The organism is Anaerotruncus sp. AF02-27, assembly GCF_003465835.1.
GTDB lineage: Bacteria > Bacillota > Clostridia > Oscillospirales > Ruminococcaceae > Anaerotruncus > Anaerotruncus rubiinfantis.
In genome coordinates, this window is the sequence record NZ_QSBX01000004.1 from 111449 (window position 1) to 128114 (window position 16666).

The following is a 16666-nucleotide window of genomic DNA, read 5'->3' on the forward strand; positions in this document are numbered from 1 at the left end:
AACCAAAAGTTCGCGCAAGGGGACTAGCCGACCCCTTGCGAAATCCCGGCGGACGCCTTGCCAAAACTCGCGCCGCAAACGCTCCCAACACACGGTCAGCTCAGGGCTGAAGCCGGCGTTTTGCGCTCCCAACGCGCATTTTTCAATCGGTTTTTCCTTCAATCCCCAGCATCGGACAGCGCTTGCACTCAGTAGCGCAAAACGGAACCCATGGTGCCGTCGGTGAATTCATTCAGGTCACTCAGTGTTTCGCCATAGATGTAACGAGTCAGGTCGTTCGGGTCGAGAAAGACTGTTTCACTTTCTCCGCTGTCCATCCGCTTGATTTTCACGCTGCCCTCGGCAAGCTCATTGTCGCCGATGATACAGCTAAACTTTGCATGCAGCTTATCCGCATATTTCATCTGCGCCTTGATACTGCGCCCCACGGTGTCGCAGTCGACGTAAAAGCCCTCCTCGCGCAGCGCGGCGCAGAGCTCCGCCGCTTTCCGGGAAGCGGGTTCTCCCATACTGCCGATATAAAGCATGCAGGGCTTGGCGTCCGGGAATGCGCACCCCTGCTGTTCCATCACGAGCAGCAGCCGTTCCAGCCCCATCGCAAATCCAACCGAAGGGGTGGGGGCGCCGCCGAGCAGCTCGATCAGTCCATCGTACCGCCCGCCGCCGCAGACGGTCCCCTGTGCGCCGATGCCGGTCGCGACAAATTCAAACACCGTGCGGGTATAGTAGTCAAGCCCGCGCACGATAGTCGGGTTCACCTGGTAGGAAATACCCATTGCGTCGAGATTGCCCTTGAGTGTTTCAAAGTGCGTACGGCAATCGTCACAGATATAATCGAGCACGACTGGAGCGCCCTTCGCAATCTCCGCGCAAACCGGGCTTTTGCAGTCTAGGATGCGCATCGGATTCTTGTCTAGCCGGCCGCGGCAGGTTTCGCAGAGCTCATCGATATGCGCGGTAAAGTAGTCCTTGAGCGCCGCGTGGTATTTCGCGCGGCATTCCGGACAGCCGATCGAGTTGAGCTCGAGCCGCAGATCCTTTATTCCGAGCTTGTCAAAGATCGCTTTGGCCACACCAATGACCTGTGCGTCGGCGGCGGCGTTCGCGGAGCCGACCATCTCCACGCCAAACTGGTGAAATTCGCGCAGCCGTCCCGCCTGCGGTTTCTCATACCGAAAGCAGCTGGTCAGGTAGCTCACCTTGAGCGGGATGCCGTCATTGAGCAGGCCGTTTTGCAGCACGGCGCGCATCACACCCGCGGTGCCTTCCGGACGCAGGGTGATCGAACGGCCGCCTTTGTCATTGAAAGTGTACATCTCCTTCTGGACGACGTCGGTCGTATCGCCCACCGAACGGTTGAAGAGTTCGGTGTGCTCAAAGGTCGGGAAGCGGATCTCCGAAAAGCCGAACAGCCTGCCAACTTCCAGCGCGGTCTGTTCGATATACTGCCATTTCCGGCTCTGCGCCGGAATAACGTCCTGCGTTCCGCGCGGGGCGCTTGTGAGTAATGCCATGAAGGTTCCTCCTATATCTGAAATGTTGTTTGAAACGGGAATTAAATGTATCAGGGGCCTTTTTTACGCCCCCTGCCGCCGATCCAGGCGCCCAGCAGCCCCGCCAGGGCATAAAGCGGGAACATCTCCCAGAAACGAAGCGAAACAAGCGCGGGCAGAAGCGCCCGCAACCAGGAAAACCCGTGCCGCCCGCTGCAGAGCATCCCGGCAACGAGGCAGAAGATAGGATACCCGAACAGCACGTTCCCCGCATGGAAAATGGGAAACAGAAAGCTGTACGAAAATCCCTCCGCCGTCCTGGCCGCAATCCACGGCCCATAAAAAACCACCGCGCTCACAGCTGCCAGCGAAAGCAGGTCCTTTGTGAGCCTGTCCAATCTTTTCACCCCCAAGCAAATTCCCACCGGATGGTACGCTGGAAGGCGCCTGCCTATGGGGCCGCAGAAAAAACAAAAATCCCCGTCTCGATGCAAAGCTCTGCCATTGCAAAGGGACGAGGTTTTTTCCACGCGGTGCCACCCTTGTTGGATGCTTTGAACGCATCCCACTCAAGGCCTTTAACGCAGGCTTTACGTGCCGTTCTCACGGCAGGCTATACAGGTGTCCTTCCCAAAAGCATCCCGCGTATGCCGGCTCTCAGCCAGGTCCGGCTTCTCTGTCCGCATGCTGTTGGTACTGTTCCCGCATCGACGCCTTTCCTCTTTATCAAAAACGGGTCAACGCTTTGGATTTACAATGTTGCGCCAGTCGAGGTCGCCGCGCTCCAGCGCATGGATAAGCGCTTCAGCAGTGGCGATGTTGGTCGCGACCGGGATGTTGTGTACATCACAAAGGCGCAGCAGCCCCGCGTCATCCGGTTCGCCGGGATTGGCCCGGATCGGGTCCCGGAAATAGAGCAGCAGGTCGATCTCATTGCAGGCGATACGCGCCGCAATCTGCTGGTCGCCGCCCTGCGATCCGCCGAGGAAACGGAACACTTCCAGTCCGGTTGCCTCCGCCACCATCTTTCCGGTGGTGCCGGTGGCGCAAAGGCTATGGCGGCTGAAGACGCCGCAATAGGCGATGCAAAACTGCACCATCAGCTCCTTTTTGGAGTCGTGTGCGATCAGTGCGATGTTCATGGGCGTTGCCTCCTCTATATTATCCAAACCTTGGGAAAAAATCAAGTATTTTGCCGCGGATCCACGAAAGCCACAGAAACGGAGTCCCTTTCCACGAAATTCCAGACAAAATTACATATTATATTATAGCACTTATTGGATCAATAAATCAATATAGTTTCCAAGAATTCTTTGTGCAAAATTATCAAATACCATTTTGGATATATTGGACAAATTGATCGATTGTGACAGACCATGCAACACGGCCATCGATTTATCGTAAGGGATCACTGCAATGAGCTGTGCGCAGATCTGATCGATCAGCCAGTCCAGATCCGGGATTGCCCGCTGTTTGAGAAAATCGCCCGGCAGCATATTGACGCACAGCCGGATATCTATCACGCCCGCCGCGGCCAGCAGATCCGATACCGAGCGCCCGTCCCTGGCGCTCACCGGATCTGCCGTGGCCACAATGATCGCGCGGTCGATCACCGCCGTCAGCACGATCAGCAGCTCCCGGTCATGTCCGTCCGCTTCAACCAGGATAAAATCAAAATGCGTATCAAGCGCCCGCATCAGCTCCTCACAAACCGCCAGCGGGATCTCATCAAACGGTTCCATCGGCGCGCAGATGAGTTGCAGCCGTTCTGTCGCGCCGACCTGGAGCATCGCCTCAGCTACCTCGCACCTGCCCTCCAGAATATCCGAAAGATCAAAAAGCACCTTGTCCGCCACATCGAACATCACGTCGAGCGAACGGTGCGAAGCTTCGATCAGCAGCACGCTTTTCCCGGCGCGCGCAAGCGCGCCGCCCAGAAGCGCGGTCACTGTGGATTTTCCAACGCCGCCGCGTCCGGCGGTCACCAGTATCATCTGTGCCATAGGGCCCTCCTTATAAAATCAGGACAGCAGCACGCCGTAATCCGCTTCCGCCGACGACTTGCTGTTCTGTGAGAAGAAATATGCATCAAAAATATCCCGTGCCACCGGCGCGACCTGGAAGCCTTCCCAGCCCTTTTCAACCACCACCGCAACCGCGATTTTCGGATCGTTGGCCGGCGCGTAGGCAATAAATACCGAGTTGAACAGTCCATCTCCGCGTTCCGGCGTGCCGGTCTTGGACGCGACCTGGATCGGATAGTTCGCAAAAGTACCGCTCGCGGTGCCGCCCACACCGGACGCCGCGACCATCCCCTGCCGGACGGTCGCAAATGCTTCCGGCGCGTCGATCTCCTCCGCGATTTCGGCGGTGTGCTCATAGATCGTCTCGTCGAACGAATAGGAGCGCACGGACTTCAAAATGGTCGCCTTCATCCGCTTGCCGTCGTTGGCAAGCGCGGCGGTATAATTGGCCAGCTGCAGCGGTGAAACCGTTGTTGCCTGCTGGCCGATACCCGCCTGAATCACATCACCCGGCCACCAAGTCGGATCGTTCGCATAAGCCGGGGATTTCGCTTTGACCTCAGGAGAAGCCACCTGCCCGATATTTTCGGGCAGCTCGATGCCAGTCGGCACCCCAAAGCCCAGCCGCGCGGCGTATTCGTCCAGCGTCTCGATACCCATATAATAGGCGGTTTCATAATAAAAGATGTTGCAGGAGCCCTGGATCGCCCGCACCACGTCGATCTGTCCGTGCATCGATTCGCAGTAAGGGGTGTAGCCCGGCGCGAAACGGTTGTAGACATGGGTGCAGTTGAATCGGGTCGACGGGGTGATGGTGCCGCTCGCAAGGGCCGCCAGCGAAACCGCGGGCTTGAAGGACGAGCCGGGTGTATAGGCGGCGCTGAGCGCACGGTTGAAAAGCGGCTGGTTGGGCTGGGATACGATCTGCTCATAATCCCGCTGGAAATTCACAAGACTGTAAGAGGGGTGGGTGGCCAGCGCGAGGATCTCGCCGGTTTCGCATTCGACCACCGCCACAGCGCCGGCCTGCGCTTCTTTGCCCTTGCCTTCCTCTTTTGTCTCGTTGAGGCGTTTGATATTGCTGGCGAGGGAATCCTGCGCAACCTTCTGCAGCTGGCTGTCGATGGTGAGCACAACCGTGCTGCCCGGAACCTGCGCCTCCTCTTCGACAATATCGATCACGTCGCCGCGGGAATTCTGCACGATCTTGCGCTCGCCGTCGACCCCCTTGAGGTACTGCTCAAACGCAAGCTCAGCGCCGTCCTTGCCCATCACATCGTTCATCTGATAGGTGCGGCCCTCCCTGGTGGCATAGACCTGGCCGTCCACCGTTTCCTTTTTCATGCCGTCCCATACTTCTTTATAGATCGGGCCGACGCTGCCTATGATGTGCGGCGCGATATCGCCGCTTACATACTGGCGGATCGGGCTTTCCACCACGTCCACGCCCGGGATCTCAAAGCTGCGCTCCTTGATCTTCGGGACCGTTTCGATTTTGATGTCGGTTGCAAAGGTGTACGGCACCGACATCGAGAATCCCCGCTGGGTCATCTCGTAACGGACACCCGCAATCTTGCGAAATTCCTCGTCGGTGTAATGCTGCGGATTTTCCGGATCGCCATAGGTCTCCAGATTGTAGGTTTTCTTCAGGTGATAGATCACGTCATCCACCGTGGCGAACTGTCCCAGGTCGAAAGCGTTCTTGAGACGTGCGATCTCGGTGGCATAGGTCTGCTGATCCTTGAAACGGAAAGGCGCTTCCTCGGTGATGGGGAGGTTGTCGATCCAGTCCTCATCCGCTTCCTCCATAATCCGGATGAGCCGCAGGATCACGGCATTGGTGTCCTTCGGCTCCAAAAACGCGCGGTTGATCACCACGTCGCGGCCAATCGCGTTCATGGCAAGCGGGCGGCCGTTGCGGTCGAGGATTTCGCCGCGCGCCGCCTTGATGACCTGGGTGGAGGACCAGCCGCGTTCAAGCAGCGCTTCGCTGTCCTCCCCTTCGACCACCTGCATCTGCATCAGCCGCAGGCAGTAAAGCAGCAGCACCAGCACAAACGCCGCGCCGAGGATTATCATGCGTACCGTCTGGGAATGTTTTTTCATGCGGTAATCTCCAAAATATCAGGACTGGATGCGCGCTTCAAAATAACCGCGCATCCGGGTAAAAAGCCAGTAACAAAGCGGCGCGGCGGCCGCCGAATAGATGACGCCGGGCAGGATGCGGTAGCAGAGCACCCGCCAGACTCCTTCATATCCCCACATGTAAAAATTGAGCAGGTAATCGAGCAGCCCGCGCGCGAGCAGCACCCCAGCGACCAAAAGGACAAAGTTGATGGCGCTCATCCGCAGAAGGTAGATCGAAAGCAGCCCCACAGCCACACAGCCGGCCATGATGAGGATGGCGTTGAAGCCGAACAGCGTAAATCCGCCCAAATCGCACAGTACCCCGGCGAACGCGCCATACAGCCCGCCGATGAATTCATCCTCCATCATCGCGATACAGACCGCCGCGGGGACGACAAAATTTGGCTTGACGCCGAAAATCGCGAGGAATCCGGGCGTTGTTTGCAAAACAAAAAGCAATATCATCGCAATAATATACGAAATGTATTTTTCCATGTGGATTCGGGCCTTGTTATTCATCCGGCTGTTCCTCCTGCCCGTCGTACGCCTTGATGATCATCACGTCGGTGAGGTTTGGGATATCGGCAGCCGGTTCGATTTCCGCGTAGAGCGAAATGCCGCCGGCCTCGTCCGCGATGCGGGTGATCCTGCCGATCACAAGGTCCTTCGGGAAGATGCCGCCGCCGGTCGTCACCACAAGATCCCCCGCCGCCGCTCCGCTTTCCCGCGGCAGGTAGCTCATTTTGCAGTATCCCTTGTCCACCAGGTCGATCGAGCCGCCGATGATGCCGATATCACGGGTGCGCACATCATAAGCGCCCGCATCGACCGCGACATCCAGGATTGTGAGCACCTTTGAATAGTTGAGGCCGACCTCCTTGACCCGCCCGACCAGCCCGTCGGCTGAAACCACCGGGTCGTGCAGGCTCACGCCGTTCAGCGAGCCCTTGTCGATCGTGAAGGAATAGAATCGGTCGTTCGGGTCGCGCGCGACCACCGAGGCCGGCTCCAGGACGAAGTCAGGGTTCTGTTCCTTGAGGTCAAGAAACTGCTTGAGCATCTCGTTTTCCTTCTTCGACTGCTCGTAATCAACCAGCTGGCGGCGCAGCTCATTCACCTCCGCGCGCAGTTGCTCATTCTCCAGCGCGATCTCGTCCGCTCTGGTATAGCGTTCAAAGTAGCCGCGCACCGTATCGGAAATCGAAACCGAAACCCGCTGCAGCGGCGTGACAACAAACCCGACCGCCGAGGAGATGATCGGGGAAAGGCCGCCGGTCCACGCGGCCCGCAGCATGAAGGCGAGCAGCACGATGAACACACCGGCAAGTATTTTAAATTTTGCGCTTCTAAAAAAGTCTCCCAAAAGGCCACTCCTCTTCCGGCAAAATCCACGGATTGGTCAGAATGAAAGGCCGCCCGTCCAATCCTCCTTGTTTCACAGATTGAACGGGCGCCGCAACATGTTCGGATTAGTAACTTTTGTCGTCGTCTGCAAGCAGCTTGCGCAGATTATCGATGTCGTCAAGCACCTTGCCGGTGCCCATTGCGACGCAGTCGAGCGGGTTTTCCGCAATATGTACCGGCATGCCCGTTTCCCGCTCGATGAGCGAATCGAGCCCGCGCAGCAGGGCGCCGCCGCCGGTGAGGGTGATGCCGTGGTCGATAATGTCCGCGGAAAGTTCCGGCGGGGTTTTTTCAAGCGTGGTGCGGATCGCGTCGAGCACCATCGAAAGCGGGTCGGCAAGCGCCTCGCGGATCTCCTCCGAAGTGATCTGAATGTTCTTGGGCAGGCCGTCCATCAGATCGCGGCCCTTGATGTCCATGGTGGCTTCCTCCTCGAGCGGATAAGCCGAACCGATTCCGATCTTGATGTCCTCGGCGGTGCGTTCACCGATGAGGAGGTTGTATTTGCGTTTGATATACTGGATGATCGAAGCGTCCAGCTCATCGCCTCCCACGCGCACCGAACGCGCCGCCACAATGCCGCCGAGCGAAATCACCGCGACCTCGCTGGTGCCGCCGCCGATGTCGACAACCATGCTTCCCGTGGCCTCCGCCACAGGAAGCTGCGCGCCGATCGCGGCCGCCATGGGTTCCTCGATGATTGAAACGTGTTTCGCGCCGGCTTTGAAGGAGGCCTCCTTGACCGCGCGGCGCTCGACCGCCGTGACGCCGGAGGGGATGCAGATGATCACCCGCGGGCGCGCCAGGATCGAGTTGTTGAGCGCCCGCTTGATGAAATACTGGAGCATCGAGGCAGTGACGTCGAAATCGGCGATAACGCCGTCTTTCAAGGGCCGGACCGCCACAATACTGCCCGGTGTGCGCCCGATGACTTCCTTTGCCTGATTGCCCGCGTACAGCATGGTGTCGTTGCGGGTATCAACCGCCACGACCGAGGGCTCCCGCATGATGATTCCTTTTCCCTTCATAAAGATGAGGGTGTTTGCGGTGCCCAAATCTATTCCAATGTCTTTCGAAAACATACCCGGTTCCCCCTTATACTTTTACAAAAACAGCGTTGCGCTTTCATTATCCTACATATTATACCTGTTCCCGCCAAAATGCACAACAGGGTAAATGTTAATATTCTTCATTTTTCGGTCAAGTATTCTTTGGCGAATTCCCCAATTTCTGCATATAGGCGGTTGACCGGCAGCCCCATCACGGTGAAATAATCCCCGCGAACGCCTTTGATATACCGCGCGCCATACCCCTGGATGCCATAGGAGCCCGCTTTGTCGAACGGCTCGCCGGTTGAGAGATACCAGGCGATCTCCGCGTCGCTGAGCGGGCAGAATTCCACGCCGGTACAGACATGGAACACTGTTTCCCGTCCGCCAAGGCAAAGCGCCGCGCCGGTGTAAACTTCATGTACCCGCCCGGAGAGCCTGCGAAGCATCGCGGCGGCATCTTCGGGATCATCCGGCTTGCCCAGGATCAGCCCATCGATCGCCACCACCGTATCCGAGCCAATCACCAGCGCGCCCGGACAGTCCGCCGCCACTGCCCGCGCCTTGCGCAAAGCGAGCGTTTCGACCGCCTTGGCGGGCGGAGTTGCGTCCGGCAGGCTTTCGTCCGCGTCTGATACCCGGACTTCAAAATCCTCGAACAGGAACTTCAAAAGTTCCTGCCTGCGCGGGGACTGGGAAGCCAGCACCACCCGCCTATTCTTCACCTTCGTGTTTTCCATTCAGATGCATCGCCTTTATCGTATATTTATATCCGAAAAATGCCCCAATGAACGCCAGGATATGCGCGACCGTCACACCGACCTCGAATCCGAATGCGACCTTCACAACCGATAGATCGAGCACCATCGGGGTGTCCACCGGCAGGCCGATGCTCTTGCCAAAGGCCAGCCAGCTGAGAAACGGCACGTTCGCCGCGATCGCCGCGGCCAGCGCGCCCACGATCACCGCCGCCACAGTATAAAAAATTCCTATCAGCGCCCTTCGCATTGCTGTCATTCCTCCCTGTCCGTCCGCCGGCGTGTATCGCTTCTCCCGGCTTATCGCCCGGTCGAACCAAAACCGCCCGCTCCGCGGCCGGTCTCGTCCAATTCTTCACAGACCTCGATCCCGGGAGTAAAAACCGGCAGGAGCACCAGCTGGGCGACCCGATCTCCCGGGTTCACCGTGAAGGCCTCCTGTGACTGGTTGTGCAGCCCCACGATCACCTCTCCGCGGTAGTCGCTGTCGATCACGCCGACACAGTTGGCCGGCACAATCCCATGCTTGATCCCCAGCCCGCTGCGTGCAAACACAAAACCCGCATAGCCAGGTTCCACCGCCATCGCAAGACCGGTCGGGATTTTGACCGTCCTGCCCGCGGGGATCTCCACCGGCGCGTCAAGATCGGCGTAGAGGTCGTACCCGGCGCTTCCGGGTGTGGCATTCTTCGGGATCTGCGCCGACGGACGCAGGCGTTTCATTTTCAGCATAATGCCCTCCTACAGGATCGTTTTATAGAGCAGCCCGCGGGTGAACGCTCCGCGCGGTTCACCCCCATTTTCATAGTCCAGAAAAATCTGTTCGCATTCTTCCGGGCTTTCGACCGTAAACTGTAAAGAGACGAAATCGAACCCGGAAAGTTCCTCCAGCCGGTCTCCCATATAAAGTGGCACCGGATTGAGAATTTCACTGCACCCATAGGCGCAGGTTGTCCGCAATTTGTTGCCTTTGCGGTCGGTGAGCGCAGCTTCCCCCTTTTTGCAGCGGGCACACCCGGCGGAAAGCCGCACCGGGCAGTTGCGCACCGTCATCAGCGGCAGGAATCCATAGGCCGCAACCCCACAGGGGATCTCCTCCGGAAGATGTTTTGCCGCCGCAAGGCTCAGTTCAAAGGAAAGGGTCAGGTCACGGAGCCCCATCCCAGCGAGCGCCTGCACAGCTTCGGAATTGGCCGCGTTGAGGAAAGCTTCCCCATGCAGCGCAAATCCCATACCGGACACAAGCCCGATTGCGCCGAGATTCCCCACCTCGGCATGCCGCACGCCGTATTCCCACAGTTTTGCGAGCTGCGCTTTCGTCTCCTCCTGCCCGGAAAACTGGATGCGCGGCACGCCCGCGCAGAGACGGTCCATGCAGTCCTCCGCGCCGCTTTCGCAGAGCTTGAGCAGTTCCGGCGCCGGCAGAGTGATGAGCGCCGCGCGTTTTCGGATGGACGGGGTCAGCTGCGCCATCGCGGTAAGCCGCGCCCGCAGCGCGGGCCGCCGCGCACTTATACGCGGCGCGGGCGCTTCGCGCCCGGCGGCTTGCCACGGGATCGGGCGCAAAGTTCCGCGGGTTTCATCAAGCTGCGTAAGGGACTCACGGCGCATCGCGTTGAGCGCTGACGCGGGCAGCATCAGCCCCGGCGAAATGGAGCACCGGACATTTTCTACATGATAGGGCGTGCCTCCGGTCTTTTCAAGGCTCGCTTTCACGCGGGCCTCGTCAGTCGGCTTATTGACGGCATTTTCCGGCACCGGGCCTTCGGTACACACGCTGTTCCCATCACAATCGTAAGCGGACAGGAACGCCTTCTGGCCGGGTTTCATCGCAAAAGCAAACTCCACGCCAACCTTCTGCACCTGCTTGCGCGGGTCGGTATAGCGATTCTCGAGCTGCTTTAGGACCCCCGCGGCGGCGGTGACGTCCTCCTTGCCGCGCACCCCGAACATATCAATGGTACGCTTGCCGGTAAAATAACCATCTGTAAATCCGCCCCTGGAAAATACCGCTTGTAAAGCATTGAGATCGACCGCTTCCCCTGCCAGCGCCGACCGGCAGGCGGTCACGGCCGCGGCAACATACTCCGGCCGCTTCATGCGGCCTTCAATCTTGAGCGAATGCACCCCAAGCGCCCGCACTTCGTCCATGCGGGAGATGAGGCTCATGTCCTTCAGAGAGAGCGCATATTCCCGCGCGGACGAGGAAAACGCCAGCCTGCACGGCTGGGCACAGAGTCCGCGGTTCCCGCTGCGCTGGCCGAGCACCGAGGACATGTAGCACTGGCCGGACACACACATGCACAGTGTGCCGTGCACAAACAGCTCGATTTCGAGCGGCGTGGCGGCGGCAATTCGGGCAATCTCGTCTTTGGAACACTCGCGCGCAAGTACCACACGCCTAAAGCCAAGGTCCTCGAGCATGCGGACGCCGTCGGGATTGTGCACAGCCATCTGGGTGGAGGCATGCATCCGCAGCGCCGGGCAATGTCTCTGCAAAAGCCTAGCCGCGCCCAAATCCTGCACGATCACCGCGTCTACCCCGGCCTCACAGGCCGCCTGCGCCGCCGCGAGGAACCGCGGGATCTCGTTTTCGAGTAAAACAATATTGAGCGTCAGGTAAACCCTGACACCCCGGATGTGGCAGTAACGGACCGTTTCCGCCAGATTTTCCATTGTAAAATTTTCCGCGTTGCGGCGGGCGTTGAACGCGCCGGCTCCAAGATAGACCGAATCCGCGCCGCAGAGCACCGCCGCCGCAAGCGCCTGTGGGCCGCCCGCGGGCGCCAGGATTTCAGGCTGGTTCACCGGCATCAAACTTTCATATCCTTTATCTGGCCCTTCAGCTCCTGGCCGTCAAGCTGGCGGCGCAGATGGGCGTTCTCCCGCTTGACCTCGTCGAGCTCGATGCGCGCCTTTGCTGCGTCTTCCAGATATTCGGTGATCTGAGAGCGCATCCGGTCGGCATTTTCCTCGCTGCGCTTGTAGGCGTCCATATAATTGATGGCGCACAGGACCATCACATCGTTGAATGAGATGGTCGGATTCTTTTCGAGGATCGCTTTGATCTGCTCATCCAGCTCCTGCGCGAGATTCTGTACATATTCTTCCGGTTCGACTGTGGCAATGGTATAATGCACCCCATTGATGAGCACGCGGACCCGGTTTGCTGCATTCATGGTATCGACTCCTCCAATGAGTAAAAATTCATTTCAACATTGATATCATTATAATACATTTTTCGCGCCTGTGAAAGGGGCCTGTCCAAATTTTCCACCCAAAGCAGGCGCTTTGTCATGCCGCGGTAATATTTGCCGGAAAACTTGCATGCAAGCAGCCGATCGGGTATAATAAAATGGAACATTTCTATTTACCTGCACGCCGGAAAACCGGCAATCTGTATGATTAGGAGACGACAGTCTGATGGATACAAATAAGCATTACAGCACCGAGGTCCTCAAGAACCTGATCCTCGACACGATCAAAAGCGATATGCTCATCGACCCGGAGCACGCTTCCGACGAGGCTTATTACGAGGCCTGCTGCCGTGTGGTGCGCGAAATTCTCGCGGAAAAACTCAAAATCTTCTCCGCGCATTACAACGCCCGCGCGGAAAAGAAAGTCTATTACATGAGCATGGAATTCCTCATGGGGCGTTCGCTCAAAAACAGCCTCTATAACCTCGATATCCAGGACGCCATGACCAAGGCGCTCGACGAACTCGACATCGATATTGACCGGATGTACGCGCTCGAACCGGACGCGGGGCTCGGCAACGGCGGTCTTGGCCGGCTCGCGGCCTGCTACCTCGACGCGATGGCCACACTGGAATTGCCCGCCATGGGGTATTCGATCCTCTATGAATACGGTATCTTCAAGCAGCGGATCATCGACGGCTGGCAGACCGAAACCCCCGATTACTGGCTGCCCGGCGGCAGTGTCTGGCTCAAGGTGAAGCCCGACCGCACCGTTCCGGTTCACTTTGGCGGCCGGATTGAGGAGGGCTGGGAAAACGGCCACCACTGGGTCAACCATGTCGATTATCAGACGGTCTACGCCGTTCCGCACGATATGTACGTCCCCGGCTTTGAGAGCGACGGAGTGGGCGTCCTGCGGCTTTGGAAGGCCCAGAGCCCGGGCTTCGATATGGAGAGCTTCAACCGCGGCGACTATGTGAACGCGGTCGGCGGCGCGGCCGCGGCCGAGGCCATCTCCAAAGTGCTCTACCCGAACGACAACCACACCGAGGGCAAAATGCTGCGTTTAAAACAGCAGTATTTCCTTGTCGCGGCCTCGATTTCGGACATTGTGCGCCGCCACATCACTCTCTACGGCACCATCGACAACTTTGCCGAGAAGAACGCCGTTCAGATCAACGACACCCATCCGACCCTCGCCATTCCCGAGTTGATGCGGGTGCTGCTCGACGACTGCGGCTACGACTGGGACCGTTCCTGGGACATCGTGACCCGCACCTTTGCCTACACCAACCACACGGTCATGTCCGAGGCGCTCGAGAAGTGGGGAGAGGACATCTTCCGCAACCTTTTGCCGCGCATCTACCAGATCGTACAGGAGATCGACCGCCGTTTCTGCGACGACCTGCGGGAAAAATACCACTATGACCAGTATGATATCGACCGCATGCGGGTGATCTATGATTTCCAGGTGCGCATGGCGAACCTGGCGGTCATCGCTTCCCATAGTGTCAACGGCGTGTCCGCCCTGCACAGCCAGATCATCAAGGACAGCGTCTTCCACGATTTCTATCTGCTTACGCCGTATAAGTTTAAGAACGTGACCAACGGCATCGCCTCCCGGCGCTGGCTTTACCAGTCAAACCCGGGTCTGACCAGCCTGCTCAATGAGACCATCGGCGATGGATGGCTCAAAAACATGTCCGAACTGCACCGGTTCAGCAAGTTTGCAGACGATAAAAACCTGCTGAAAAAGCTGGCGGCCGTCAAGCTTGAAAACAAGGAACGGCTCGCCAAATATGTGCTTGAAACCTCCGGTGTGGCGGTCAACTGCAATTCGATCTTTGACGTGCAGGTCAAGCGTCTGCACGAATATAAGCGCCAGCATCTGAACGCGCTACACATTCTCACCGAATACCTCTGGCTCAAGGAAAACCCCAATGCGGACTTTGCCCCCAAAACCTATATTTTCGGCGCGAAAGCGGCGCCCGGGTATTTCCTCGCCAAGCAGATCATCAAATTCATCTGCACTCTGCGCGACCTCATCGAAGCCGACCCCGTCATCCGTGAAAAGCTGCGGATCGTGTTTCTTGAGAATTACAGCGTCACCATCTCGGAGATCCTGATGCCGGCTTCCGAAATTTCCGAGCAGATCTCGCTGGCGGGCACCGAGGCATCCGGCACCGGAAACATGAAGCTGATGTTAAACGGCGCGATCACCCTCGGAACGCTCGACGGCGCGAATGTTGAAATTAAAGAGCATGTCGGCGACGAGAACATCCTCATCTTTGGCATGACCACGCCTGAGGTGAACCACATAAAGACGGCCGGCTACAATCCGAACGATTACTATAACCGCAATCCCGCGCTGCGCCGGGCGATCGACCTGCTGCTCTCCGGCCTTGACGGACAGCAGTTCCCGGATATCGCCAATTCCCTGCGCTACAACGACCCGTATATGGTGCTTGCCGACTTCGCGTCCTACAGCGACATCCAACAGGAGGCCTCCCGCCGTTACCGCGACGCCATAGGCTGGCAGCGGATGAGCCTCATGAATATCGCGGCTTCCGGCTTCTTCTGCGCCGACCGTTCGATCCACGATTACAGCCGCGAAATCTGGAACCTGCGCAAATGATAAAACAGGAGCAAAAGCCGCGGGCGGGATGTGCAGTCCCGCCCGCGGCGCATTCCGGAGCGTCTGCCAAGACAGATGTCACGACAAACGCTCCTTGCCTTTGGAGTTGATATTTTGAGTATGTTTGACAGCCGCGACAGCCGCTGCAAATCCCCGTTCGGAGCGGTTCGCACCGATGAGGTCGTGACCTTCCGTGTCTACCTGCCGATCACCTACCAGCTCGAAAACCCAGTGCTTCTCATGTTCAAGGCCGACCGCTGGGATACCCCGGAACGCATCCCAATGGAGTTCGAGCAAAGCGATGGGGTCAATATCGCCTATCGGTGCATTTTTTATTCCCCCGACCCGCAGCTCTACTTTTATCTTTTTGAAGTTGAAGGCGTCAACGGCTGCACCCGGATTGTCCGGGATCACGAGGGGTTCGGCAAGCTCTCCGCCCAGGGGAGCGACATGTGGCAGCTGACCGTTTACGACAAAAATATGCAGACGCCGGATTTCCTCAAGAAGGGCGTCATGTATCAGATTTTTCCCGACCGGTTCTGCTGTTCCGGGGCGGAGAAATATGGTGTGCCCGCCGACCGCCGGATGCATGAAAACTGGTATGAGATGCCCGACTACCTGCCCGACCAGAACGGAAAGATCACTAATTCCGATTACTTTGGGGGCGACCTGCGCGGCATCGCCGAAAAGCTCCCCTACCTCAAGGGGCTCGGCGTGACCACCATCTATCTGAACCCGATCTTTGAAGCGCATTCAAACCATCGTTACAACACTGCCGACTACGAAAAGATTGACCCGCTGCTCGGCACCGAAGCGGATCTTTCCGCGCTGTGCCACAAGGCGAAACAGATGGGGATGCATATCATCCTCGACGGGGTCTTTAACCACACCGGCAGCGACAGCGTCTATTTCAACAAAGAGCGCCGCTATGGAAACGGCGGCGCCTATAACGACCCGCAGAGCCGCTACCGTTCCTGGTACGAGTTCATCAACTACCCTGCTGAGTACCAGTCCTGGTGGGGCTTTCAGGAACTGCCGAATCTCAATGAGAAAGATCCCGGCTACAGCGAATTCATCTGCGGGGAGCACGGCGTGCTCAAAAAATGGCTGCGTGCCGGCATTTCCGGCTACCGGCTCGATGTGGCGGACGAACTTCCGGACGAATTCCTCGATAAAATTTCCGCCTGCGTCAAAAGTTATGACCCGCAGGCCGCGGTGATCGGGGAAGTCTGGGAGGATGCAACCACCAAGATTGCCTACGGCGTGCGCCGCCGGTATTTTTTGGGCGGCCAGCTTGACAGCGTGATGAATTACCCCTTTAAAGACGCGATCCTCGCCTGGGTGCGGGACGGTGACGCCAGCCGTCTTTACGGCACCATCCAAACCATCCTGGAGCATTACCCGAAGCCGGTGCTCGACGTGCTGATGAATTCCCTCTCGACCCACGATGTCGAGCGCGCGATTACCGCGCTGGCCGGACAGCCGGCCGGACAGAATGGGCGCGAATGGCAGGGGCAGAACAACACCCTCAGCCCGCAGCGGTACGAACTGGGCAAAAAACTCTTCCGGCTGGCGGCGGTTATCCAATATATGCTGCCCGGCATCCCCTGCCTCTATTACGGCGACGAAGCCGGGCTCTACGGCTACAAGGACCCCTTCAACCGAACCTGCTATCCCTGGGGACGGGAGGATCACGAGCTGCTCGAGGTGTTCCAGACGCTCGGGAAGATCCGCACCGACTACCCCCAGCTTTCGACCGGCAGCTTCTCGGCGGTCTCCTTCACGCCCGAAGCGGTCTCCTTCCTGCGCGACTGCAACGGGGATAGCTTTTTCGCGGCGGTCAACCGTACCAATTACGAGGTCAACCTGGTCATCCCGCCCGAATTCGCGGATGCGCGCACCCTGTTCGGCCGGCTGAACGGAAAAAATCTGCTCCCCTATGACTGTGTGATCCTTGCGCGCTGAAAACGCGAAGCCGC

15 protein-coding genes are annotated in these 16666 nt (G+C 58.2%); 2 read left to right on the plus strand and 13 right to left on the minus strand.

Features of this window, described 5'->3' with window-relative positions; genetic code table 11:
- Positions 1-188 precede the first annotated feature (188 nt).
- The 13 genes from hisS to DWV16_RS05535 form a co-directional block, all read right to left on the minus strand.
- Positions 189-1514, minus strand: coding sequence for a histidine--tRNA ligase (gene hisS, locus DWV16_RS05475; RefSeq protein ID WP_118478083.1), 1326 nt, complete (start codon positions 1512-1514; stop codon positions 189-191).
- A 50-nt stretch (positions 1515-1564) separates the two neighbouring features.
- On the minus strand, positions 1565-1891 hold the full coding sequence (locus DWV16_RS05480) for a hypothetical protein (protein ID WP_066452799.1): 327 nt from the start codon (positions 1889-1891) through the stop codon (positions 1565-1567).
- Positions 1892-2230: 339 nt separating this feature from the next.
- On the minus strand, positions 2231-2635 hold the full coding sequence (gene mgsA / locus DWV16_RS05485; protein WP_066452797.1) for a methylglyoxal synthase: 405 nt from the start codon (positions 2633-2635) through the stop codon (positions 2231-2233).
- Between the two features lie 132 nt (positions 2636-2767).
- A complete protein-coding gene (locus DWV16_RS05490; protein ID WP_118478085.1) occupies positions 2768-3496 on the minus strand; it encodes a P-loop NTPase in 729 nt (242 codons plus the stop codon).
- Positions 3497-3514: 18 nt separating this feature from the next.
- Positions 3515-5623 carry a penicillin-binding transpeptidase domain-containing protein gene (locus DWV16_RS05495; protein ID WP_118478087.1) on the minus strand — a complete coding sequence of 703 codons (2109 nt, stop codon included), beginning with the start codon at positions 5621-5623 and terminating at the stop codon, positions 3515-3517.
- Between the two features lie 18 nt (positions 5624-5641).
- Positions 5642-6163, minus strand: coding sequence for a hypothetical protein (locus DWV16_RS05500; protein WP_118478089.1), 522 nt, complete (start codon positions 6161-6163; stop codon positions 5642-5644).
- Positions 6156-7007, minus strand: a complete 852-nt coding sequence (mreC, locus tag DWV16_RS05505; RefSeq protein ID WP_118478091.1) for a rod shape-determining protein MreC — start codon at positions 7005-7007, stop codon at positions 6156-6158. The genes DWV16_RS05500 and mreC overlap by 8 nt, the downstream gene beginning before the upstream one ends.
- Positions 7008-7113: 106 nt before the next feature.
- The gene (locus DWV16_RS05510) at positions 7114-8130 is read right to left on the minus strand and encodes a rod shape-determining protein (RefSeq protein ID WP_066452785.1); all 1017 of its coding nucleotides are present in this window, start codon (positions 8128-8130) and stop codon (positions 7114-7116) included.
- Between the two features lie 107 nt (positions 8131-8237).
- Entirely contained in the window at positions 8238-8837 is a 600-nt protein-coding gene (locus tag DWV16_RS05515) for a nucleoside triphosphate pyrophosphatase (RefSeq protein ID WP_118478093.1), read from the minus strand.
- On the minus strand, positions 8812-9105 hold the full coding sequence (locus DWV16_RS05520) for a DUF4321 domain-containing protein (protein ID WP_066452778.1): 294 nt from the start codon (positions 9103-9105) through the stop codon (positions 8812-8814). Before DWV16_RS05520 ends, DWV16_RS05515 begins: the two co-directional genes overlap by 26 nt.
- 50 nt (positions 9106-9155) lie before the next feature.
- A complete protein-coding gene (gene dut / locus DWV16_RS05525; RefSeq protein ID WP_370218850.1) occupies positions 9156-9590 on the minus strand; it encodes a dUTP diphosphatase in 435 nt (144 codons plus the stop codon).
- A gap of 6 nt (positions 9591-9596) precedes the next feature.
- Positions 9597-11669 (minus strand): U32 family peptidase, encoded by a 2073-nt coding sequence (locus tag DWV16_RS05530; protein ID WP_118478097.1) that lies wholly within the window; start codon positions 11667-11669, stop codon positions 9597-9599.
- Complete coding sequence (locus tag DWV16_RS05535) at positions 11669-12034, minus strand: cell division protein ZapA (protein WP_066452774.1); 366 nt, start codon at positions 12032-12034, stop codon at positions 11669-11671. The genes DWV16_RS05530 and DWV16_RS05535 overlap by 1 nt, the downstream gene beginning before the upstream one ends.
- Positions 12035-12278: 244 nt before the next feature.
- Here DWV16_RS05535 and DWV16_RS05545 point away from each other — a divergent pair, with 244 nt between their 5' ends.
- Entirely contained in the window at positions 12279-14687 is a 2409-nt protein-coding gene (locus tag DWV16_RS05545; protein ID WP_066452771.1) for a glycogen/starch/alpha-glucan phosphorylase, read from the plus strand.
- Positions 14688-14807: 120 nt separating this feature from the next.
- Entirely contained in the window at positions 14808-16652 is a 1845-nt protein-coding gene (locus DWV16_RS05550) for a glycoside hydrolase family 13 protein (protein WP_243007274.1), read from the plus strand.
- The last annotated feature ends 14 nt before the right edge of the window (positions 16653-16666 follow it).